This is a genomic window from Neisseria sp. P0024.S006 (genome assembly GCF_051956595.1).
Taxonomy (GTDB): Bacteria; Pseudomonadota; Gammaproteobacteria; order Burkholderiales; family Neisseriaceae; genus Neisseria.
The window spans coordinates 461,858-484,836 of sequence record NZ_JBQCXH010000001.1 but is presented as its reverse complement, the minus strand read 5'-3'; the positions used below and the strand labels follow the sequence as shown (position 1 = coordinate 484,836).

The window sequence follows — 22,979 nt, the reverse complement described above, 5'->3', positions numbered from 1 at the left end:
CCGGCGGATATGGCTTTATTTTTGCGCCAAACCGACCCAAGCGGAGATTTTGGCCTGGGTATTTAAATAGTCGAGCGCCGCATCGCGGAAATCGTTGCGTGCGGCAACGTAATCCTGTTCGATGGAGGATAACTCGCTGTATGCGCTCAAAACGTCGGTCAGCGTACGTCGGGCAATTTTAAACTGCAATTCGTACACTTTGATGACTTCTTTTTGGGCGGCGATGTGTTGCGCCGTCAGGGCGGCACGCTGCTCGCTTTCCTGCATATCGATGGCAGACGTTTGGACGCGTTCGTTCATGTCGCGCAGGATTTGTTCTGATTTGGCTTCTGCAGCAATCAATGATTTGGCATTGCGCTCTACATTGTGCCGTGCGGCAATATCCAGCACATTCCATGCAACGTTTAAATAAAGCTGTTTGGTGTTGCGCGTTGCACTGCCTTCCAAATTGAGGGCAGGCAGCCGTTCGGCTTTGGAGGCGTCCAAATCGGCACGGACGCTGTCGCGCTCGGCCAACTGCGCCTGATAAGACGGATTATTGTTGCGGTTGGGGTTGCTGAAGCGTTCACTGATGGATTTTGCCGTGTCGTTTTTAAACGGATCTTCCAAATCAGCAGCAGTCAGTTGGCGCGAGGTATAGCGGGATAGGCGGCTCAGCGCCAAATCCATGGTGCGGCGTTGTTGGGCAATGATGTTTGCCACTTGCAGTTGGCGCGCGCGCGCTTCAATCAACTCGGAACGGCGGCCGGCATCATATTTGACAATGGTATTTAAGTCTTTTAAGAGGTTGTTGTGGCGCGCCAAAGTCTGCTCGTTGAGAATCAGGGTTTCTTTTGCACGCAATGCGCTCAGATAGAGGCGGCCGATATCGCTTCCCAGCTGCTCTTGGCTTTCGGTGTATTTGTGTTGATAGTATTCTTCGCGGCTGCGGTCGCGGCGGACGGCGGCTTCAATCGCGCCCCATGAATAGATGTTCAGGCTGCCGCGTACGCCGACGCCGTCTTCCATATCGTTGCTGGTGTATTTATTGTGTTGTGCCAGCACTTTCGTGCCGGTCAGGGTAACAACGGGGTAATGGCGCGCACGCGTGGCTTTGGTCGTGCTTTGCGCTGCTTCTTGGGTAGCCTTGGCTTCACGCACAATCGGGTCGCTGATTAAAGCATCCCTGAGGATGTCTTGCAGGCTGTATGCAGAGGCCGTCTGAAACGGCAGCAGACAGCAGGCGACGGCAACGGCCGATGACAAGAAACGGGGCTTTGTGGGGGAAGAATAAATATGCGACATGATTTTTAACCAAATGATTTATATATTATCGTTGTCCGTGTCGGGTATCGCCTGAGGCATGACCGGGCGAATTTTGAACGAGAACACATACATTTACAAAGCATAAAGCATTTTTTTCGGCTTTTCACAATATTCTGATAAAAGGTCGAGATACAGGCCTCAAAGTATATTATTGCAAAGCGCGACTATCGTAATTTATGGTTTTAATGTAAGAAATCTATCGATAAGGCCGTTTGAAAGGAATTCAGACGGCCTTTTTCAACCTTAATCCTTACGTTGCAATACGGCGGCGAAGAAACCGTCGGTTTGGTGTTCTCCGGAGTTGAGGCGCAGGTATTTGCCGGTATCCAAATCGACCTTCAGGCTTTGCAGCAGTTCGGCGCAGTTGACGAGTTCAAACTCGGGATGTTCGGACAGGAAACGTTCGACCTGCTGCTCGTTTTCTTCCGGCAATACGCTGCAGGTGGCGTACACCAAGCGGCCTTGCGGTTTCACCAGTTTGGAGGCGGCATCGAGGATGCTGTGTTGCTGTTCCAAAAGGTTGGCCACGGTCTCGGCGGATTGGCGGTATTTGAGATCGGGATTGCGGCGCAGCGTGCCTAAGCCGGAGCAGGGCGCGTCCACCAACACGCGGTCGGCTTTGCCTGCCAGTCTGGCGATACGGGTATCGTGTTCGCTGCTGATGCGTTCGGGGTGGATGGTGGTCAGTCCGGCACGGGTCATGCGCGGTTTGAGGTTGGCAAGGCGTTTTTCGGCGATGTCGAAGGCGTAGATTCTGCCTTTGTTGGCCATTTGCGCGCCGACAGCCAAGGTTTTACCGCCTGCGCCGGCACAGAAATCGACAATGATTTCGCCGCGTTTTGCGCCCAACAATAAGGCAAGCAGCTGGCTGCCTTCGTCTTGGACTTCCAGTGTGCCGTCTAAAAACAATTCGTGTTTGTTAAGCGCGATTTTGTTTTTCAGGCGGATGCCCCAAGGCGAATAAGGCGTTGCCTCTGCATCGGCACTTTCGGCTTGCAACAATGGCAATACTTTATCTCGTTTGCCTTTCAAGGTATTGACGCGGATGTCGAGCGGGGCAGGTTGGTTGATGCTGCGGCCGAAGGCGAGGATTTCTTCTTCGCTCCAATGTTGTTGCAGTTGTTCCACCAGCCATTGCGGCAATTCTGCGGCGGTATTCAGGCCGTCTGAAAACTCGGTTTTACGGGCTTTCAAATTGCCGAGAAACGCTGTTTCTTCTTCATCAAGCAGGTCTTTGATTTGGCTGATGTTGGTACTTCTGCCGAGAACCAGTGCGGCGAGAGCGGCTTTGCGCGGCTGCGCGTGAGGGCGGCGCAGCGCGGTACTGATTTTTTGATAGTGGCGCAGCGCGGCAAAGGCAGTTTCGGCGATTTCGTGGCGGTCTTGGCGGCCGAGCTTTTTGTGTTCGCGGAAATAGGCGGAGAGGACGGCATCGGAAGGCTGTTTGAAAGTCAGCATTTCAGCCAAAACTTTGGCGGTATGGTCGAGTTGTGCGGCGTTCATAATGTAATGGGTTTCTCTTAAAGTTGGTAAATGATTTCAGACGGCCTTCATGATGCGTTCGATTTCGTGCCAAAAGCCGTCCGGCCGTAATTCCAAAACGGCAATCAAGCCTTGGTCGATACGGCGGATTTCGGTTTCGTTTAATGTTTCGGTTTCGGCGACACGCGCAGGTGCAAGATAGGCCATGCGGTCGAGCAGATGGTAGCGGGCTTCTTGGCGTTCAAACGTATATTCCGCCCAGTCTTGTATATAGATGCCGCGCCAGCCGTATGGGTTAAGTGGCGGCTCAAAAGCATTGAAACCTTGTGGAAAAAATCCGATGCCGCGCACGATGGAAGCAGGGAACGGATTTTCCGACAGACCTTGTGCGGTTAAGGTTGCTTTGCCTTGCAGTGTATGTAGCAGTTGGGATTGCTGCACCAGTTTGGTGGCTTTGTCCGTCAGCGTGTCTTTAGGATTGAGGCCGCGCAGGTTTTGCACTTGGTCTCCGCCGTAGTATTTACACGCCAGCTCGATATGGTAGGGCTGTTGGTTGAGGGAAACGACAAAATCCGCGGCGCCTAAAGTTTGGCCGTCTGAAAAAACGGGCAGATTGTATGCGTGCAGTTTGGCGTGTGGCGCGTTGGCAAACCAAAATGCCAGCAACTCTTCGGCATAAATGCCGAGACGGTGGCCGAACGGGGCGCATTGGGCAAGGTAATCCGTCAGCGGCGCGGGATCGGCATCCAATGCCAAAAGGTAGCGGAAACCGTGTTCCCCCAATAGTTCGCGCACACTCAATTCGCAACCGCTTTGCCACAAAGGCGGCGCAGTCAGCAGCGAGGCGAGGTCGCGGACGGGTTGGCTGGTGAGTTTCCACCATAATGCGTCTAGGGCGTAATTCATGCTTATCCGAATATCAGTCATGCCGTCTGAAAAGCTGGAAATGTTTTCAGACGGCCTTAATCAGTCTTTTTTATGGATACGGTGGCTGACGGTATTGAAAAAACCGCGCAGGATGTCGATGTCTTCGGTTTGCGTGTTGGCGCGGCCGAACAGGCTCTGCATACGGCGCATCAGGCGCTCGCCGTTGCGGCGGTTGAAAAAGCCGATGTCGTTCATCACGCTTTCCATGTGGGCGACCATGCCTTTGATTTGCTCATGGGTCGCGGCGTGGTCTTCCTGTTGCAGATGGGTCATGGGCGAATCGGTTTGGCTGAAGATTTCGTAGCATACGACCTGAACGGCTTGGGCGAGGTTGAGCGAGAAATAGTCGGGGTTGCCGTTGATGGTCATCAGTCGGTTGCAGGCTTGGACTTCTTCGATGCTCAAACCGAACGTTTCGTTGCCGAAGACCAGCGCCACTTTCTCGCCGCGGTTGGCGGCCTGCAGTAATTCGGGTACCAACTCGCGCGGGGTTTGCAGCGGCGCAGTGATTTCGCGGCGGCGGCTGGTCAGGGCGCAGGCGATGGTGGTGTCGGCAAGGGCTTCGTCCAAAGAAGCGGCAATGGTGGCATTTTCCAAAACGTCTGCCGCGCCGGAAGCGAGGATGAAACTTTCTTCCGGTAATTTAAACGATTGCGGATGCTCCGGATCGAATACGGGCGGATTTTCCGTCATCGGCGTTGCCATCAGATTTGGGGCGACGATGGTCAGTTTGTGCAGGCCCATTGTTTTCATGGCGCGCGCGGCGGAGCCGATATTGGCGGGATGGCTGGTGCGCGTGAGGATGATGCGGATGTTGTCCAGATAAGCGGGCAGGGCGGGTTTTTCGGAAGTCATGTTTTATTTTCTGTTTGTACGGGAATCAGGTATAATGCGCCATCTTTTTGTTTTCAGACGGCCTTTTTCCATGCCGTCTGAAATGTTCTTTAACAGCATCGGAAACGATTAACAGCCTCTTGTGTGCCTTGTTCGGCGCATTAGGGCGTATTTTACCTGAATTAGGAAGAAAACCATGAATCCGTTTTTAAATACCGCTTTCAAAGCCGCCCGTAAAGCAGGGCAAATGATGATTCGCGCTGCCAGCAATCTGGATGCCGTCAAAGTAGACAGCAAAGCATTCAACGACTTCGTTTCCGATGTTGACCGCAGCTCCGAGATGATTTTGGTGGACGCGCTCAAAGAAGCCTATCCTCACCACAAAATCACTTGCGAAGAAGGCGGCTCCCACGGTAAAGCCACCGCTGAGTACGAATGGATTATCGACCCGCTCGACGGCACAACCAACTTCCTCCACGGCCATCCTCAATACGCCATCTCTATGGCACTCCTGCACAAAGGCGTGTTGCAAGAAGCTTTGGTGTACGCACCTGAGCGCAACGACGTATATATGGCTTCCCGCGGCAAAGGTGCGTTGCTCAACGACCGCCGCATCCGCGTTTCCAACCGCATCGAATTGAACCGCTGCCTGATCGGTACCGGCTTCCCTGTTGTCGATCAAAGCATGATGGACAAGTATTTGGCGATTTTGAAAGATTTCTTGGCCAAAACCGCCGGTGGCCGTCGTGAAGGCGCGGCTTCTTTGGATTTGTGTGCCGTTGCGGCCGGCCGTTTGGACGGTTTCTTCGAGTTCAACCTCAAGCCTTGGGATATTGCCGCCGGTGCATTGATTGTCCAAGAAGCAGGCGGTATCGTTACCGATATGTCCGGCGATGAAGGCTGGTTGGAAAGCGGCGACATCGTTGCAGCCAATCCTAAGGTATTGGCGCAAATGCTGAAAATTATTTCCGACCATCAATAAGCAATTGTAGAGAACGGTCTGTATTTATCTTTGCAGACTAGAGTTTCAATAATTGGTAAAAGGCCGTCTGAAACCTGAAATAGGGTTTTAGACGGCCTTTTGTTTTGTTGTTAACGGGTTCGGATAAAAGCTGAAAATACAGCTTTTAAAGAAAGCGTTTTTTAATTTTGTCTGTATTTTCTATTGCTTCGCGGTTATGATGTAGATACGTTTGGCTGAAATAATGCCGCGTGCAATCATAAAAATAGAAAGCAGAGGAGAATAATGAAACGAGATTTTGAAGCAGTAAAACGCATTGTCATTAAGATTGGAACCAGCTCTTTGGTGTTGCCAAACGGTAAAATCAATTTGGCAAAAATCGACCAACTGGCCTTTGTCATTTCCAGCCTGGTCGGAAAGGGCAAAGAAATTGTGCTGGTGTCTTCCGGTGCTATGGGATTTGGGCTGAATGTCCTCAATATGGAAAAACGTCCGGCGGACATGGCGCAGCAACAAGCTGTTTCCAGCGTCGGCCAAGTGGCCATGATGAGCCTTTACTCGCAGATTTTTTCCCATTATCGGATGACGGTATCGCAAATTTTGCTGACGCGCGATGTGGTCGAATATCCGGAAAGTTTGGCAAACGTTACCAATGCTTTTGAATCCCTGCTTTCCATCGGTGTCATCCCTATTGTCAATGAGAACGACGCGGTCAGCGTGGACGAGATGGACCATGCCACCAAATTTGGCGATAACGACCGTTTGTCGGCAGTCGTGGCGAAAATCGTTAAAGCCGATTTGTTGATTATGTTGTCCGATATCGACGGTTTGTTTGATAAAAATCCGGCCGTTCACGCCGATGCCAAGCTGCGCAGCCATGTGGCCGATATTACCGAAGAAATTATTGCTTCTGCCGGCGGCTCGGGCAGTAAGTTTGGTACGGGCGGCATGCTCAGTAAGATTAAGAGCGCGCAGATGATGTTTGAACATCACGGCCAGATGGTGTTGATGAACAGTGCCAATCCGCGCGATATCCTTCAGGTTTTAGATGGCGCGCCTATCGGAACGTGGTTTGCACAAGAGAAATAGGGAGGTTTGATGAGTTATATCGAACAGTTGGGCAAGAATGCCCAAAAAGCCAGTAAAACGTTAATCAGCTTGGGAAGCGTAGAAAAAAACAATCTGCTGCGTCAGGTTGCGGCGGCTTTGCTTGAACAGGCTGAAATGATTTTGGCGGAAAATGCCCGCGATTTGTCCGCTGCAAAAGAAAACGGCATTTCGGACATTATGCTCGACAGGCTGCGCTTGAATCACGAACGCATCAAAGGCATTGCGGAAGGCGTTGGGCAGGTTACCGATTTGCAGGACCCGATTGGGCAGGTTGTCCGCGGCTATACCAATCTGGACGGTTTGAAGATTGTTCAAAAACGCGTGCCTTTGGGCGTGGTCGCCATGATTTTTGAAAGCCGCCCAAATGTTTCGGTCGATGCGTTTTCTCTGGCCTTTAAAACCGGCAATGCCATTATTTTGCGTGGCGGTCGCGACGCGATCCATTCCAATACTGCATTGATTGCCGTCATCAGGCAGACTTTGGTAAAAGCAGGAATGGATGCCGATGTGGTGCAACTGGTTGAAGATACCAGTCATGCTGCTGCCGAGGAATTGATGCAGGCGGTTGATTATATTGATGTACTGATTCCGCGCGGCGGCGCGCGCTTGATTCAGACGGTGAAAGAGAAATCGAAAGTTCCCGTCATTGAAACCGGAGTCGGTAATTGCCATATTTATGTGGATGACAGTGCCGATTTGGAGATGGCGGTCAATATCGTCGTGAACGCGAAAACGCAGCGTCCGAGCGTGTGCAATGCCGCTGAATCTTTGGTTGTTCATGAAAAGATAGCGGAAGCGTTTTTGCCCAAACTGGAAGAAGCTATTGCCAAAGTGCATCCGGTCGAATTTAGAGCCGATCAGGAAGCATTGCGTATGTTTAAAAATGCTGTTTTGGCAACCGAGGAAGATTACAGTACCGAGTTTCTTGACTATATTATGTCGGTCAAGACAGTGAAATCCGTGGAAGAAGCCGTCGATTGGATTAATGGCCATACGACGCATCACTCAGAAGCGATTGTGACCCAAAGCATTGCCCATGCCGAGTTTTTCCAAGAAAGCATTGATGCGGCGGCGGTTTATGTCAATGCGTCCACTCGGTTCACCGACGGCTTTGTTTTCGGATTGGGCGCGGAAATCGGGATTTCCACCCAAAAAATGCACGCCCGCGGCCCGATGGGTTTGGAAGCGCTGACTTCGACCAAGTTCTACATCAACGGCAACGGTCAGATCCGACGTTGATAAACGCCCCTCAACTTCATCAATTTGCGTATAATGGCGGGAAATTTGATTTTCCCCGAACAACCGATTTAGTAAAAAGGAACACACCATGTCCTCTATCCACGATCAAATCAAAGAAGTCGTTACCACACACCGCGTCGTATTGTTCATGAAAGGCACGAAGCAATTCCCGCAATGCGGCTTCTCTTCCCGTGCCGTACAAATCCTCAATGCGGCAGGTTGTACCGACTATGTAACCGTCAACGTATTGGAAAACGATGCCGTACGCCAAGGCATTAAAGAATACAGCGACTGGCCGACCATTCCTCAACTGTACGTTAACGGCGAATTTGTCGGCGGTTCTGACATTTTGATGGAAATGTACGAAGCCGGCGAGCTGCAAGAATTGTTGAAAGCTTAAGCATTTTAAATATTCCCGCAATGTAAAATTGTTGACAAAGGCCGTCTGAAACCCTGATTCAGACGGCCTTTCGCATGAATACGCACTTTGCGCGCCATGCGAAAAAAAGTATAATCCCCCTCCATCAACGCAATTCGGAAAATCAACATGAACGTTACCGTTATCAACCACCCTTTAGTCCGCCACAAACTCACGCTGATGCGTGAAGCGGATTGCAGCACTTACAAATTCCGCACGCTTACCACCGAGTTGGCACGTCTGATGGCATATGAGGCCAGCCGTGATTTTGAAATTGAAAAATACATTATTGACGGCTGGTGTGGCTCTATCGAAGGCGACCGTATCAAAGGCAAAACCTTGACCGTCGTCCCTATTTTGCGTGCCGGTTTGGGTATGCTCGACGGCGTACTCGACCTGATTCCGACTGCCAAAATCAGCGTTGTCGGATTGCAGCGCGATGAAGAAACTTTGAAACCGGTTTCTTATTTTGAAAAATTTGTCGACAGCATGGACGAACGTCCCGCGCTGATTATCGACCCAATGTTGGCGACCGGCGGCTCTATGGTCGCCACCATCGACCTTTTGAAAGCCAAAGGTTGCCGCAACATCAAAGCATTGGTATTGGTTGCCGCACCGGAAGGCGTGAAAGCCGTCAACGAGGCGCATCCTGATGTAACCATCTACACTGCCGCGCTCGACAGCCACTTGAACGAACACGGCTACATCATTCCCGGTTTGGGCGATGCCGGCGATAAGATTTTCGGTACACGTTAATTGAAATGTTTAAGGCCGTCTGAAAAGTGTCAAACCTAAACTTTCAGACGGCCTTGTTATATGGTTTGCTTTAAAGCCCACATCAGAAAGGACAATCATGAGCTTCCAAGACAATCTGGCCGCCATGCCTGCCATCGATCATTTAAGCGGCTTGGATATTCTCGACAAAGAGGGCAATGTGGTTCATCACATTCCCAATGCACCTGGCAAACAAGGCTCGCTCAAGCTTTACCATGCTTTGGCGCAAGAGTTTGGCGGTAAACTTGACGCAGCGGCGGCAGAACGCGGCCTGGCATGGTTTGCCGAACATGTTGCCGATGCCGAAGCCAATCCGGGCAAACATCCGAATATTGATTTGCTGTTTAAAGTGAAAGCTGAAAATGCCAGCCTGACTTTGAAACCATTGGCTGCTTAATGAATACAAAAAAGGCCGTCTGAAAACAATTTTCAGACGGCCTTTTTATATGCTTAAAGCCTTAAGCGATAGAGGCTTCAACGAATGCAGTCAGTTGGCCTTTAGCCAATGCGCCGACTTTAGTGGCAACGTTTTCGCCGTTTTTGAACACCATCAGGGTAGGGATGCCGCGAACGCCGAATTTGGCAGGAGTGGCTTCATTGTCGTCGATGTTGATTTTAACGACTTTCAGACGGCCTTGGAATTCGGAGGCAATGTCGTCCAAGATTGGGGCAATCATTTTGCAAGGGCCGCACCATGGTGCCCAGAAATCCAGCAATACAGGTACGTCGGATTTCAAAACGTCTTGTTCGAAGCTGGCATCGCTGGCGTGGATAATCAATTCGCTGCTCATGTTTGTTTCCTTTTGAATGGGGATCGATAAATATGTTGTTCAGGATAGTGGCAGACTGGGAAAATTTCAAGTGCCGCCACTCGGTAATAGTTTTTTTGAAATGCGTCTATCGTAATCCTTAAAGATTCAGACGGCCTCTTGGACCATGTGGCCGGAGTGGGCAATCAAATGGCGCGTGTAGTCGCTGGCCGGATTGGCAAACACGCTTTCGCATTCGCCCTCTTCAACGACTTGACCGTCTTTCAATACCATCACGCGGTGGGAAATGGCGCGGATGACGGCGAGGTCGTGGCTGATGATGATGAAGGCGAGGCCGTATTCTTTTTGCAGGCCGCTGAGCAATTCAAGGATTTGTTGTTGCCATTGGACATCGAGCGCGCTGGTTGGTTCGTCCAATACGAGAATTTTCGGGCGGACAATGATGGCGCGGGCGATGGCGAGGCGTTGGCGTTGGCCACCGGAGAATGCGTGCGGATAGCGTTCGAGTGCGTCTTCAGGCAGGCCGACTTGTTTGAGGACTTCTTCGACGCGGCGGCGCATTTCTTCGCGCGGCATTTCAGGTTCGTGCACGCGTAAGGCTTCGGAAACGGTATCGAAGACGTTCATGCGTGGATTGAATGCGCCGAACGGGTCTTGGAACACCATTTGGATTTCGCGTCTCAATTCGCGTTTCCATGGCTCGCCGTTGACAATCAGGCTGCCTTCAGAGTCGATAAGGTGCATAACGGCTTTGGCCAGTGTGGTTTTGCCGCTGCCGCTTTCGCCGATGATACCCAATGTTTCGCCAGATTTGAGGTCGAAAGAAATGGGGTTGAGGATGGTTTTGTCGCGTTTTTTAAACCAACCGTCCGATTCTTTGACGGAAAAGGCGACGTGTTCGGCCTTGAGTACGGTGGCCGGGTTTTCAGGCAAGGGGGCGACGCGGCGTGTTGTGCCGGCATTGAGCAGCATTTTGGTGTATTCATGCTGCGGATTGGCGAAGACTTCGGCGGCTTTGCCGGTTTCGAGGATGCGGCCGTTACGCATAACGGCGATGTCGTCGGCAAAACGGCGCACGAGGTTTAAGTCGTGCGTAATGTAGAGCATGGTCATGCCGTGGTCTTCCTGCAGGCGCGAGAGCAGGTCGAGAATTTGGGCTTGGACGGCAACGTCCAAAGCAGTGGTCGGTTCGTCGGCAATCAGGAGCTTGGGTTGGGCGGATACGGCCATGGCAATCATGGCGCGCTGGCGTTGGCCGCCGGAAAGTTGGAACGGATAAGCCTGGGCTTTTTGCTCGGGCTGGTGGATGCCGGTTTCATCTAGGAGTTCGATGGCGCGCGCCCATGCCTGTTTTTTATCCAAACCCAAATGCAGGGTCAGGACTTCGGCGATTTGTTCGCCGACGCGCATAACGGGGTTGAGGGCGGTCATGGGTTCTTGAAACACCATGCCGATTTCGCAGCCGCGCAGCTTTTGCAGGGCGCGTTCGGACTGGGTCAGCAGGTCAGTTCCGCAATATTTCAGACGGCCTTCAAAGCTAACCATCGGGTTGAGGCGCATGATGCCTTGCGACAATACGGTTTTGCCGCTGCCGCTCTCGCCGACCAATGCCAGCTTGCGGCCGGGTTGCAAGGTCAGGTTGATGTCGTAGAGGACTTGCTTGCTCGGAAAGGAGCCGTTTAGGTTTTCGATTTCGAGTATAGGTGTCGTCATGGTCGTGGCCGTCTGAAAAGGTTTGTGGAATACAGGTTGTTTTCAGACGGCCTGCATGAATCAAGAGGCCGTCTGAAACAGCGGTTTAGTCTTGAAACTGTTCTTTGAGTTTGCGTTTTAACACTTTGCCGGTGGCATTGCGCGGCAGCTCGTCTTGGAAGATGATTTGTTTGGGGATTTTAAAGTTTGCCAGCAGGCCGCGCAGGTGGCTGCGGACTTCGGCTTCTTCCAGTTTCATGCCTTCTTTGAGTTGGATAAAGGCAATGATTTCTTCATCGGCGTATTGGTCTTTCACACCGATGACGGCGGCGGCTTCCACGGCATCGAGTTTGTAAATGGCTTCTTCGATTTCGCGCGGATAGACGTTTTGGCCTTTGGAGATAATCAGGTCTTTTTTGCGGTCAACGATGAAGATAAAGCCATCTTCGTCTATGGTGACGAAGTCGCCGGTTTTCAGCCAACCGTTGACAATGGTTTCATCAGTGGCGTCAGGCATATTGAGGTAGCCTTGCATGACCGAGCCGCCTTTGATGATGAGTTCGCCCACTTCGCCGCGCGGCACTTCGACCAATTCGTCATCGACGGCTTTCACGGTCAGGCCGGGCAGGGCGACGCCGACGCTGGCGGTTTTTTGGCGTTCGGGCGTATTGACGGCCACGACGGGCGAGCATTCACTCAAGCCGTAGCCTTCCAGCAATTTGGCACGCGGGAATTTGGCTTTGAAGTCGTCAATGGTTTGTCCGGCCAAAGGCGCCCCGCCGCTGATAAACAGACGGACGCGGTTGAACCATCTGAAATACCAAGGGATTTTGGCTTTGCTCATGGCAGTGTAAATAGCCGGTACGCCGAGGAAAATGGTAGCGCGTTTGAGCAAAACCTGTTTCAACACGTTGGAGAATGGGAAGACGGATTTGACCAAAATAATCGAGCAGGCTTGAGATATCGGCAGCAAAACCATGGCGGTCAGCGTAAAGCTGTGGAACATGGGCAAGAAGACGACGAAGCGGTCTTTTTGCGAAATTTGGAAAATTTGTTCGATGCCCGAAAGGTTGGAAAACAGGTTGCTGTAACTGATTAATGCGCCTTTGGGGTGGCCGGTTGTGCCGGAGGTGTAGATAATGTGCGCCAAATCGTTGACGGACGGCTGACGGCTCAGATTCGGCTTGCCGGGGAATGTACGCGCGGCATCGAAATAGCTGTCATCGCCACTGGCGGCGTTGGTTTCGCCAATCCAGATGATTTTACGGACTTTGGTTTTGGCTTTGATGTTTTTGAGTTCTTTGGCCAACGGCGCGGAGGCGAACATAAAGCGTGCGTCGCAGTCATTGAGGATGTAGGAAAATTCTTCGCTTTTCAAAAAGACGTTGAGTGGGACGGCTACTGCGCCGATGGAAGTAATGGCGAAATAGGCGGCAATAAATTCGGGAGAATTGGAAACGACAAGGGCGACCCTGTCGCCGTATTGTACGCCCTCGTGTTGCAGATAGGCGGCGACGGTTTCTACTTCGTTTTTGAGGGAGTAATAGCTGATTTTTTCTTTGTCGTTGAAAATAACTGTGCCTTTACCGTTTTTTTGGCAGGCGGCTGTCAGCATGGCGTAAAAATTAGAGTGGGTGTGCATTTCGGAGTTTGTGTCCATATTGTGTCGATGGGTGTACGGTTTCGATGAACCGTTTATTTCGAAGGATAGGTTTTACATCCTATCGGTAAAATAAGCAAGAGGCCGTCTGAAAATACTTTCAGACGGCCTTGAGCTTTGCTGGGCTTAGGAAAGCAATATTTTGAATTTAAACCTATTTATTGTGTTGATGGAAATATTCCCATTCTTTAAAGGCCCGGCCGTCCGGAAGATGGCACAAGCCGATTTCGTTATCGTTTCTGTCTTGAGCCATTTCGAGTTTGCCGCTATGTTTGAGGCAGAACCGATGGTAGAAAGCCTTAGAATTAGCCGTTGTTCAGACGGCTGTCGGGTATTTTCTTAAACAGGCGATAGAAATTGTCGCTGGTGTTTTGTGCCAATGTTTCCAAGCTCTCGCCGCGCAGATTGGCTACGAATTCGGCTGTATAGCGGACGTAGGACGGCTCGTTTTGTTTGCCGCGTTTCGGAACCGGTGCGAGGAAGGGGGCATCGGTTTCTACCAAGATTCTATCGGCTGGGACGTATTTGGCGGCTTCCTGAATCAGCGGCGCGTTTTTAAACGTCACAATGCCGGAGAAGGAAATGTATAAGCCCAAATCTAAAGCGGCTTTGGCAAAGGCGACGTCTTCGGAGAAGCAGTGGATCACGCCGGAATTGGTATGGCACTCTTTCAAAATCCGCAATGTGTCTTCGGCCGCATCGCGCGTGTGGACGATAACGGGCAGGCCGCTTTCGTTGGCGGCTTGGATGTGGTCGGCAAAGCGTTGATGCTGCCATGACAAATCGCCTTTGCACCAGTAATAGTCCAAACCGGTTTCGCCGATGCCGACGATTTTCGGATGTTTGGCCGCTTCTACCATTTCGGCGATGGTAAATTCCTCCGCTTCTTGGTTGTCGGGATGTATGCCGATGGTGCAGTAGATGTGGTCGTGTGCCTGAGCAATGTCGAAGACTTCGGCAAAACTTTGTTTGCTGACGCTGATGGCAAGCGCTTGTTTGACGCTTTGCGCTTCCATATTGGCAAAGACTTCGGGCAGGCGGTCTTTTAGGCCGTCAAAGTTGAGATGGCAATGTGAATCGATTAAATGCATGGTATTACAGGGTAAAAGTAGTACGGTCACTGCGCAGGCGCGGACCGAGCTCGGCTTCGATCAGGTTTTTTGCCTGCTGGCAGCTTTCGTGTTCGGAAAAGGCAAGGCCTACGCCTTTGGGGCGGTGGGCTGAAGTGCGCGCCGGATTGATCCAAACGACTTTGGTTGGCAGGAAGCGTTTGGGATAGTCGGCGATTTCGACGGCCAAGAGGATGTCTTCGCCTAGGGAGAATACGTCATCGGTCGGCACGAACAGGCCGCCGTGTTCTAAAAACGGCATATAGCAGTTGTACAACAGATTGGGGTCTTTGAGTTGCAAAGCCAACATCTTCGCCGGAATGTCTTTTTTATTCATCATTTATTACCTGTTAGGGTTTGTTTTGCCAAAAATCTAAATATTCGATAAGCAGATACTCAAGCTGCATTTTAACACTCAAGGTATGGTATCCGTAAGGGTTGAGCGCGTTCAGACGGCCCAATAGGGCAAACAGCCTGCGTGAATCGGTTTTGGAGGCCGTCTGAAGCAGGGCTTGGGCATGGTGCGGATAATAAAGTGGCGCCATGCTTTGTTGTGCCAAGCCGACATCCGTCAGCCATTTTTGCAGCCAGTCGATGAAAACGGCCAGCGGTTGCTTTTGTTTGTCGAATGCTGCGGCGTAGTCGAGTATGGCCAACAGGCGCGGGGCAGCCAGCAGCGTCAGCAATTCTTCGCGCAATGCGTCCAATTCGGGAGCCGGTGTGAATAAAGGCGCGCCGCTGTGGAATGCCAACAAGGCTTCGGCATTTTCCACGCCCTGTTGACGCAGATATGCCGCAGCCTGCTCATGGGTCGGCGAGGGCAGCACCATCTGGCGGCAACGGCTTTTGATGGTGGGCAGGAGTTTGTCGCGTGCGTGGGTAACGAGCAGGAAAACGACGTGTTGCGGCGGCTCTTCCAAAGCTTTCAACAAACCGTTTGCCGCCTGTGTATTCATGCTTTCCGCCGGATGTACCAATACCACGCGCAGGCCGCCTCGGACAGCGGTCAGGTAAATGTTTTCCACAATATCGCGCACGGCATCGATTTTGATTTGCAGGAGTTTGCGTCCTATTGCCTCGCCTTCGGGAATTTCCGGCGTGAGTTCGTAAAAGTCGGGATGCGTGTTTTGGCTGAACAAATGGCACGAAGCGCACTCGCCGCAGGGTTCATGACCGGACTTGGGCGATTCGCACAGCAATGCCTGCGCGACAAAGCGGGCAAACTCGGTTTTGCCGGTATTTTCTTTGCCGGTAAACAGCCAGGCGTTGGGACGGTTTTGCCAATGGGCGGCGAGCTGTTGCCATTGGGTTTCATGCCATGGATAAATCATATCGTTTGGGAACTATAAGGTAGGTGGTTATTATACTCTCAGGCCGTCTGAAAAAGTTTTCAGACGGCCTTTTATTAACTGCCTAAAAATTAATCAAATATCGTTTTGTTTTGAAATATCAAACATTAAGCCGACTTATTCACAGCCTTTACACACGCTTGTTTGGGGAAAATGTGCATTTTGTTTGGCGGTAAAGTAATGCCTAAAATTTAGGCAGTCCTGTTTTTTAATGTTAAATCAGACAGTAATCTGATTTATGCACAAGCTGTCCACGCGATTGAACAGGAAAAATGTGCATGGTGGGGATATATTTCAGACGGCCTTATTTGCTGATTTTCAACAAAGCGGTCAAATCCCCGATAAATTTCGGTTCCCGTTTGATGAGGTAAACAATCAACGGAAGATTACCCACGGCCACAATCAAATACAGCAACGTGATGCTGTCGAATAACATCAGCAAAACCGCGCTCAAAATAGCAGCCGACACCATAAACACGCCGTTGATGATGTTGTTGGCGGCGACAGCGTGGGCACGGAAGGTTTCGCTGCTGGCGGTTTGCAGCCAAGTGTAGAGCGGTACGGAGAAAAAACCGCCGAAAAAGCCGATGGCCGACATCACGAGCATAATCGGATACGCTTGGGCCTGCGATAAAAACCAAATAATGCCGTTTAATTCGGTAAAGCGTTGGCCTTGGGTCAGCCACACCAACAATAATCCACAGACCGTCAGCCCCAGAGTACCGATGATAACCAAGCCCAAAATCAGGCGCTCGTGGCTGAGTTTGGCGCATAATACCGAGCCGATGGCGATGCCGATGGAGAACAGCGCCAACATCAGGTTGAACACATTATCGTTGCCGCCCAAATGGATTTGCGTGAACGTCGGCAGTTGGGTGGTATAAACCGAGCCGACAAACCAAAACCATGAAATACCGATGATGGAAGTGAATACGGGGCGGTCGGCCACCGCTTCTCGAATTAGCGAATTCGTGCCTTTGATGATGTTCCATTCGATTTTTGTGTCCGGCATTTTAGCGGCTACAGACGGCATAAACAGGCTGGTCATCGTGCCGCCGATAGCGACCAATAACACCAAACCGCCAACAATATACGGCGGAACGCCTGCGACTGCGGTGCCCAAAATCTGGCCGAGCAAAATGGCGATAAACGTACCCGATTCAATCAGGCTGTTGCCCATAATCAGCTCTTTGTCGTTGAGGTAATCGGGCAAAATGGCGTATTTCAGCGGGCCGAACAGGGTAGATTGCGTACCCATGCAAAACAGGCAGATTAAAAGCAAAGGCGCGGATTGGATGTAGAAGCCATACGCCGCCACTGCCATAATGATGATTTCCAACAGCTTGATCCAGCGCGCCAAAACGGCTTTGTCGAATTTGTTGCTCAGCTGTCCTGACAGCGCGGAAAACAGAAAATAGGGCAGGATAAATAGCATCGCGCCCAAGTTCAGCATTTGGCTGGACGGCAGAAAGTCGTTTTTGCCCAAACCGTAAAAACTGATCATCACGAATAATGCGGTTTTGAACACATTATCGTTAAACGCGCCCAAAAACTGCGTCCCAAAGAGCGGCGCAAAACGGCGGGTCGTGTGGAAATTCAGATTGTCTTTTTTAAGGCTCATTGTTCGGATTCTTTGTTTTCGTCTTTTTCAATCAGTTTTTCAGTGGAGTCGTCGTCCATCAAAATGCGGTGTGCAGGTCCTTCAAGGTCGTCAAACTGCCCGTTTTTACCCGACCACCAGAAAAACCAGCCGATGATAAAGGCCAAAATAATGCTGATGGGGACAAGGATAAACATACTTTCCATTACATCGCTCCGGTCAAATCGGTCAGAATAAAGGTTTTGCCGCTGACGGTCAGGTATTCGTTGCGCAGCGCGCCGATGTTTTTATCGTCAAAAAACAATTCGATACGGTCTTTAACCACGCGCCAGTATTGAGGAATATCGGTTTGCTCGAAAGGTGACAATACCGCCGCTGCGGCTGCGTCTTCACTTTGCAGCTTGATTGCGAAGCGTCCGCTTTGCGGCGGATTTTGCGACTCGTCGTCTGCCAACATAATAAAAAATCCGGCATGCTCACCGTCTTGAGTGTGGATACTGAAATAATGCATATTGAAAATTCTTCAAAACCGCCGTCATTTTTCAGACGGCCTAAAATAAAATTCCGTCCATTTTACATCAAATATTAAGTCAAGCAGCCGATTACATTTTTTGATAGAATACCGCGTTTACTTTGTTAACCTGTTCAGACCGCTACCCACTATGTCCCTCAGCGGATGCAACCCAGCCGGAGCAGCAGTAAGATCCCGACAAAAAGGCCGTCTGAAACCTCAAGGAGCATAAAAATGACACAAAAGTTAATCTTGGTTTTGAACTGCGGCAGCTCTTCCCTCAAAGGTGCCGTATTGGACAACGACAGCGGCGAAGTATTGCTGAGCTGCCTGGCAGAAAAACTCAATCTGCCTGATGCCTTCATTACCTTCAAATTCAACGGTGAAAAACGCAAAGTCGATCTTTCTGCCAAACCTGACCATACCGGTGCTGTTGAAGCCCTGATGGAAGAACTGAAAGCGCATGACCTCGACAGCCGTATCGGCGCCATCGGCCACCGTGTCGTCAGCGGCGGCGAATTGTACAAAGAATCTATTTTGGTTGACGACGAAGTCATTGCCGGTATTGAAAAATGCATTCCGCTCGCTCCTTTGCACAACCCTGCCCACCTTTTGGGCCTGCGTGCCGCACAGACCATTTTCAAAGGTCTGCCGAACGTTGTCGTATTCGACACCGCCTTCCATCAAACCATGCCTGAACATGCTTACAAATACGCTGTTCCACATGAATTGTATGAAAAATACGGCTTGCGCCGCTACGGCGCGCACGGTACCAGCTACCGCTTCGTCGCCGACGAAACCGCACGCTTCCTCGGCAAAGACAAAAAAGACCTGCGCATGGTTATTGCCCACCTGGGTAACGGCGCATCCATTACCGCCGTTGCCAACGGCCAATCTCAAGATACCAGCATGGGCCTGACTCCGTTGGAAGGCTTGGTAATGGGTACCCGCAGCGGCGATATCGACCCTGCCGTTTTCAGTTTCTTGGCTGAAAACGCCAACATGACCATTTCCCAAATTACCGAAATGCTGAACAAAAAATCCGGCCTGCTCGGTATCTCCGGTTTGTCCAACGACTGCCGTACCATCGAAGAAGAAGCTGCCAAAGGCCATCCGGGCGCCAAACTGGCTTTGGAAATGTTCATCTACCGCTTGGCTAAATACATCGGCAGCATGACAGTAGCGGCAGGCGGTTTGGACGCATTGGTCTTCACCGGCGGTATCGGTGAAAACTCCGACATCATCCGCGAACGCGTATTGGGCTACTTGGGCTTCCTCGGTCTGTACATTGACCAAGAAGCCAACCTGAAAGCCCGCTTCGGCAATGCCGGTGTGATTACTACTGCCGACAGCAAAGCTGTTGCCGTTGTGATTCCTACCAACGAAGAATTGATGATTGCACACGATACTGCCCGTCTGAGCGGCCTGTAATCCATCATCATTGAAAACCTGTCCGCAAGGACAGGTTTTTTATTATGTATAGATGAAGAAAATTTTGAGGATATATCGAAAAAAGCCGGCAAACATTGTGTTTGTCGGCTTTTGAGTCAGTGTTGTATCAAGAATGCTGATAGATAGAGATAGGTTTAGAACTTATAACTGATGGTAAACAGCAAAGTCCTGCCTCGTGCGTAGTTGTTCAATACGGAACGTGTCGTGCCGCCATATTTGCCGTTGCATAAACCGTTGGCATCGCATTCGACCTCTTCATCATCAAAACCGCCTTTTCTTTCAAATACGCTGAAATAGCGCTGAGTTGCGGCATCGTTTGCGGCATCCAAAGGATCGATATAGCGCTTATTGAACGCATTTTGAATGTCAAAACGAAGGATAAGGTTTTTCTTCGGTTCATAATTGGCATAGAAATCAAAAATCAGCGGCTGTCTGTTGATGCTTTCTGTTTTTTTGATCGTCCTTCTGCCCATTTGGTGTGAAGAGTAGGTATTGGCGCCGGTTGTCCCGTCAACAAATTCTTCCTCAGTCGTTGCCCGTGTACTTTTGCCGTAATAGCGCATAATGCCGCCGATGGTCAATTTGTTGCCCAACCAGCGTGAACCCAATTCAAACCGACCGTAATCTCGGGGCAGGCGGGAAATTTTGCTTAAGCCGTAGCCTTGTTTGATTTGGTCTTCCTTAGAAGAGTTGCGGGGCGATTCGCTGGCATCGCTATAGTTGGTCGGCTGGTTGGTTTTTTGATAGGCGTAAGACAGGGTGGTAAAAAAGCGGCCGAAATCATAGTTCATTTCCACTTCCAAACCATTTTTATGGACAGGTTTGGCGTAGTTTCTATGCTGGATAGAGTATTGCAGGCCGGTACTGGTTACCCAGCTGGGAGCTTTATCCAAATCCCACCATTTGCCATAAACATTGTGAATATAGTTGTTTATCCTGCTGCGATAGGCGACCAGTTTGAAACCCAGTACATCGTCCGGCTTGAAAATCCCTTTTTTGAAGGTATTGAAACCTATTTGGTAAGTATTGGCCTGTTCCGGCTTGAGGGCGGTATTGACGCCGGAGTCGCCGATTTGTGAAAAATACATTTCTTGAATATTCGGCATTCTATGCGTACGCGAATAGCTGATAAACGGCATAAAGTAGTCGTTGACATTGATATTTAATGCCACCGAATGGTTTACCGCATGCTTTTTACCGGATTTGGTATAAACCGGTTCATAAAGGTCGCAGCTTGGCGTGCAATGCTGTTTATAAATTTCAGAATCTTCTCCAAATGCTTTTTTAAAGTCTTCTTGGGTATTGAAGTAGTCGGTATATTCGCCCTTGTAGCGGTAGTTGACCATATTGGCGCTGTAATTCAATTGATAAATGCCTTTTTTCAAGGAAGTATCAAAATAGAAGGTATTGAATTTTTGCTGGCCTGAAGGTTGCAATATCGTTGATTTTTGGGGAAATATTCCTTTGTCTCCTTTGAAGCGGCCTAAAAAGCTGTACAGGCCGGCATCTTGATCGGGGCCGTCGTAAAATAGGCTCAGCTCTTCCGGAAAGCGGTTTTTACTGTATTGGTTTTTAAAGAAATTGAAACCGATGGTGGCTTTTAAATCTGTTTTGTTGGGAAGTTTGAAAGAGAAGCGGTTGTTGATATCCAAAAGATTGGCTGTGTTTTTGGTTTCCAAATAATCCAGCAGCCCCCATCCTGAAAAACGTGAGTTTTTCGGATATTTTTGTTTGCCCAGGTTATGGGCGGCCAACACGTTTAAATCGACATAATCGCCAATGTTTAAATTGTAATTGGCTTGGTAGTTGCGGTTTTCTACTTTGCGGCTGCCGATACGGTTGTTCATGGTACGAAGCTGAAGATCCAGCTTGTTGTTGTCGTTTTCATATTCCACTTTGACCAAATGGCTGTTTGAGCGTTGTTGCAGGCTGGTAGGATCGATTGGAGTCAGATCCCATTGCGGTGCCAGATTCTCTTTCCAGCTTCTTTCCAAGTCATCGACATAATCTCTTTGTAAAACTTCAGGATCGTTATATTTTTTGGAGAAAGGGTAGTCCCAATAGCTTTTACCGACTGCATTGCGCTTGGAAAAGTCACGAACCCAGAGATTTTGTTCGTGGTCGAATTTCAATAAGTTGCTCTCAAAATATTCTTGTTTTTTACGGTCCAAATATTCTTCGCCAAAATTGCCGATACGCTGACCGCCGCCGCCTACTTTATAGTTTTGCTCGACATTACGGTGGCTGTAACCATATAACGCGCCAAGACGCGCTCCGCTGTCAAACCATTTTTGTACCGCTCCGGTTGCCATAAAGTTGTTTTTGGTGCTGTTTGTGCCGGTCAATCCTTTGGTTAAGAGACCGAAGGTATTGTTTCCGTGTACCACATCGTCCACCCGTAAAGTACGGAAATTGGCTGTACCGGATAAGGTATTGATGCCGTTGGCACCCGAGAAACTGCCTTTGGTTACATCGACGCCGGCAATAAAATTGGGATCCAGTGCCGTACCGAATTGCGAGGAGCTGCCGCTGCGTCCGGCATCGGCAGAAGTGGAATAGAAGGTTTGGGTGACGCCGTCAACCATCGTATTGACACGTCCCAAACCGCTATCGCCACGGATATTGACCGCCAATACCCCCGATCCCTTGTCTTGTTGGGTGAAAACGCCGGGCATGCTCCGCACGATGGTATCGATGTTTTCGCTGGACTGATAAACGCGTTCGCGCGAACTTTTGGCTTGGCCTTCGGTAAAAACTTTTTTCTCTTTGGCAATGTGTTTGCCTTTGACTTGAATTTCATCAAGCTCTTGAGTTGAAACCTCGTCTTCCGCGTGTGCGATACTTGTTATAGCCAGTAAAGATAATGTCAGTAGATTTAATTTGAAATTCGGATTCATGATAGTTACCTCAGAAACGAAGTTGCTACTGTATAACATATTATTAAACTTTACAAATATTTTGATAATGGTTTTTATTTGTTAAAAAATAAAGTAGATTTTTGTTTTAGGAGATAGCCAACGTGCATATGATGAATTCGACTGAAAAGATAAAGCAGGTCTGAATTTGAATTGGGTTGGTCAAGATAAGGGGAGATTGAATTGAATCTAAACGGCCGGAAGAAGAAAATTTGATTGCGATATGTGAATTGAGCCGTCGGTTTCAAATGAAACCGGTAAAAACGTGAAATGCAAAATATAAAGTCAATATAGAAAGATTTGAATTCAGTTGAAGCAAAGGCCGTCTGAAAATGATGTTTCAGACGGCCTTTATTGATTTAAGCCTTATTCCGGACCGCGGAATGTATCGTGGCAAGATTTGCAGCTTGCACCGGTTTCGCCGTAAGCAGTTTTGATTTCTTCGAGCTTGCCAGTTTGGGCGGCGGCATTGAGTTTCTCAACTGCGGCGGCAAATTTTTCTTCTTCGGCTTTGAAGGTTGCCTTGTCTGTCCAGATGGCAGGCAGGGCGCGGCCGTTGCCTTGAGGGTCGGATTCAAACAGGGTGAACGGTTTTTTGCTGTTTTCAGCGAAGGTTGCGGCGGCTTGTTTGAATTTTTCTACGTCGTAAGGCTCTTCGTCTTTGACCATTTTGCCCATGCGGGTAAACTCGGGCATCATGGATTTGAACGCGGCCGTACGGTCTTCGGAAATTGGGCCTTTAGGCTGGGAAGGTGCGCCGCTGCCGCCGCAGGCGGTCAGGGTAAGCGCCACTGCCACCAAAGCGACAGGGAGAAAACGGGTTTTCATATGGAGTGTGTCCTATTGTGATGATATGATTATCGTTAAATTT

23 protein-coding genes are annotated in these 22,979 nt (G+C 49.9%); 7 read left to right on the top strand and 16 right to left on the bottom strand.

Translation table 11 applies throughout. From position 1 onward, the window contains the following. Window positions 1-15: 15 nt before the first annotated feature. The 4 genes from ACTHUF_RS02380 to ACTHUF_RS02365 form a co-directional block, all read right to left on the bottom strand. Window positions 16-1,284, bottom strand: a complete 1,269-nt coding sequence (locus ACTHUF_RS02380) for a TolC family protein (protein WP_440406926.1) — start codon at window positions 1,282-1,284, stop codon at window positions 16-18. A gap of 264 nt (window positions 1,285-1,548) precedes the next feature. Next, window positions 1,549-2,808 (bottom strand): RsmB/NOP family class I SAM-dependent RNA methyltransferase, encoded by a 1,260-nt coding sequence (locus tag ACTHUF_RS02375; protein ID WP_440406924.1) that lies wholly within the window; start codon window positions 2,806-2,808, stop codon window positions 1,549-1,551. A gap of 36 nt (window positions 2,809-2,844) precedes the next feature. Then, window positions 2,845-3,693, bottom strand: coding sequence for a DUF1853 family protein (locus ACTHUF_RS02370; RefSeq protein WP_440406922.1), 849 nt, complete (start codon window positions 3,691-3,693; stop codon window positions 2,845-2,847). 60 nt (window positions 3,694-3,753) lie between these two features. Beyond that, window positions 3,754-4,569, bottom strand: a complete 816-nt coding sequence (locus ACTHUF_RS02365; protein WP_219089625.1) for an RNA methyltransferase — start codon at window positions 4,567-4,569, stop codon at window positions 3,754-3,756. Window positions 4,570-4,744: 175 nt separating this feature from the next. Between ACTHUF_RS02365 and ACTHUF_RS02360 the strand changes: the two genes are divergently transcribed. The 6 genes from ACTHUF_RS02360 to ACTHUF_RS02335 all read left to right on the top strand — a co-directional run bounded on the left by ACTHUF_RS02360 (window position 4,745) and on the right by ACTHUF_RS02335 (window position 9,447). Next, window positions 4,745-5,530 carry an inositol monophosphatase family protein gene (locus ACTHUF_RS02360; protein ID WP_440406920.1) on the top strand — a complete coding sequence of 262 codons (786 nt, stop codon included), beginning with the start codon at window positions 4,745-4,747 and terminating at the stop codon, window positions 5,528-5,530. 264 nt (window positions 5,531-5,794) lie between these two features. Further along, entirely contained in the window at window positions 5,795-6,598 is an 804-nt protein-coding gene (proB, locus tag ACTHUF_RS02355) for a glutamate 5-kinase (RefSeq protein ID WP_003746044.1), read from the top strand. Between the two features lie 9 nt (window positions 6,599-6,607). Beyond that, the gene (locus ACTHUF_RS02350; RefSeq protein ID WP_440406918.1) at window positions 6,608-7,858 is read left to right on the top strand and encodes a glutamate-5-semialdehyde dehydrogenase; all 1,251 of its coding nucleotides are present in this window, start codon (window positions 6,608-6,610) and stop codon (window positions 7,856-7,858) included. A gap of 88 nt (window positions 7,859-7,946) precedes the next feature. Next, entirely contained in the window at window positions 7,947-8,258 is a 312-nt protein-coding gene (gene grxD, locus ACTHUF_RS02345; RefSeq protein ID WP_003681608.1) for a Grx4 family monothiol glutaredoxin, read from the top strand. Window positions 8,259-8,405: 147 nt separating this feature from the next. Continuing rightward, entirely contained in the window at window positions 8,406-9,032 is a 627-nt protein-coding gene (gene upp / locus ACTHUF_RS02340) for a uracil phosphoribosyltransferase (RefSeq protein ID WP_003746048.1), read from the top strand. A 97-nt stretch (window positions 9,033-9,129) separates the two neighbouring features. Then, window positions 9,130-9,447 carry a DUF2322 family protein gene (locus ACTHUF_RS02335; protein WP_049335566.1) on the top strand — a complete coding sequence of 106 codons (318 nt, stop codon included), beginning with the start codon at window positions 9,130-9,132 and terminating at the stop codon, window positions 9,445-9,447. Window positions 9,448-9,508: 61 nt separating this feature from the next. Here the strand turns inward: ACTHUF_RS02335 and trxA are convergent, their stop codons facing one another. The 10 genes from trxA to ACTHUF_RS02285 form a co-directional block, all read right to left on the bottom strand. Beyond that, complete coding sequence (trxA, locus tag ACTHUF_RS02330) at window positions 9,509-9,841, bottom strand: thioredoxin TrxA (RefSeq protein ID WP_003681479.1); 333 nt, start codon at window positions 9,839-9,841, stop codon at window positions 9,509-9,511. A 126-nt stretch (window positions 9,842-9,967) separates the two neighbouring features. Next, on the bottom strand, window positions 9,968-11,533 hold the full coding sequence (locus ACTHUF_RS02325) for an ABC transporter ATP-binding protein (protein WP_440406916.1): 1,566 nt from the start codon (window positions 11,531-11,533) through the stop codon (window positions 9,968-9,970). Between the two features lie 85 nt (window positions 11,534-11,618). Beyond that, the gene (locus ACTHUF_RS02320) at window positions 11,619-13,172 is read right to left on the bottom strand and encodes a fatty acid--CoA ligase (protein WP_440406914.1); all 1,554 of its coding nucleotides are present in this window, start codon (window positions 13,170-13,172) and stop codon (window positions 11,619-11,621) included. A 154-nt stretch (window positions 13,173-13,326) separates the two neighbouring features. Then, a complete protein-coding gene (locus ACTHUF_RS02315) occupies window positions 13,327-13,425 on the bottom strand; it encodes a DUF333 domain-containing protein (RefSeq protein ID WP_440406912.1) in 99 nt (32 codons plus the stop codon). Window positions 13,426-13,477: 52 nt separating this feature from the next. After that, window positions 13,478-14,263, bottom strand: a complete 786-nt coding sequence (locus tag ACTHUF_RS02310) for a TatD family hydrolase (protein ID WP_440406910.1) — start codon at window positions 14,261-14,263, stop codon at window positions 13,478-13,480. 4 nt (window positions 14,264-14,267) lie between these two features. Continuing rightward, entirely contained in the window at window positions 14,268-14,621 is a 354-nt protein-coding gene (locus tag ACTHUF_RS02305) for a PilZ domain-containing protein (RefSeq protein ID WP_003746058.1), read from the bottom strand. Window positions 14,622-14,631: 10 nt separating this feature from the next. After that, window positions 14,632-15,612, bottom strand: a complete 981-nt coding sequence (locus tag ACTHUF_RS02300) for a DNA polymerase III subunit delta' (RefSeq protein ID WP_440406908.1) — start codon at window positions 15,610-15,612, stop codon at window positions 14,632-14,634. A gap of 322 nt (window positions 15,613-15,934) precedes the next feature. After that, the gene (locus tag ACTHUF_RS02295; protein ID WP_315093977.1) at window positions 15,935-17,251 is read right to left on the bottom strand and encodes an MFS transporter; all 1,317 of its coding nucleotides are present in this window, start codon (window positions 17,249-17,251) and stop codon (window positions 15,935-15,937) included. Then, entirely contained in the window at window positions 17,248-17,436 is a 189-nt protein-coding gene (gene ccoS / locus ACTHUF_RS02290; protein WP_004520838.1) for a cbb3-type cytochrome oxidase assembly protein CcoS, read from the bottom strand. The genes ACTHUF_RS02295 and ccoS overlap by 4 nt, the downstream gene beginning before the upstream one ends. Beyond that, complete coding sequence (locus ACTHUF_RS02285; protein WP_070625817.1) at window positions 17,436-17,741, bottom strand: HLGFF motif protein; 306 nt, start codon at window positions 17,739-17,741, stop codon at window positions 17,436-17,438. The genes ccoS and ACTHUF_RS02285 overlap by 1 nt, the downstream gene beginning before the upstream one ends. A 234-nt stretch (window positions 17,742-17,975) precedes the next feature. Here ACTHUF_RS02285 and ACTHUF_RS02280 point away from each other — a divergent pair, with 234 nt between their 5' ends. Continuing rightward, window positions 17,976-19,172 carry an acetate kinase gene (locus tag ACTHUF_RS02280; RefSeq protein ID WP_070829591.1) on the top strand — a complete coding sequence of 399 codons (1,197 nt, stop codon included), beginning with the start codon at window positions 17,976-17,978 and terminating at the stop codon, window positions 19,170-19,172. A 155-nt stretch (window positions 19,173-19,327) separates the two neighbouring features. Here the strand turns inward: ACTHUF_RS02280 and ACTHUF_RS02275 are convergent, their stop codons facing one another. Together ACTHUF_RS02275 and ACTHUF_RS02270 are read right to left on the bottom strand one after the other, a co-directional pair. After that, window positions 19,328-22,090, bottom strand: a complete 2,763-nt coding sequence (locus ACTHUF_RS02275) for a TonB-dependent receptor domain-containing protein (RefSeq protein ID WP_440406905.1) — start codon at window positions 22,088-22,090, stop codon at window positions 19,328-19,330. A gap of 384 nt (window positions 22,091-22,474) precedes the next feature. After that, window positions 22,475-22,936, bottom strand: a complete 462-nt coding sequence (locus tag ACTHUF_RS02270; RefSeq protein ID WP_440406903.1) for a c-type cytochrome — start codon at window positions 22,934-22,936, stop codon at window positions 22,475-22,477. Between the last annotated feature and the right edge of the window lie 43 nt (window positions 22,937-22,979).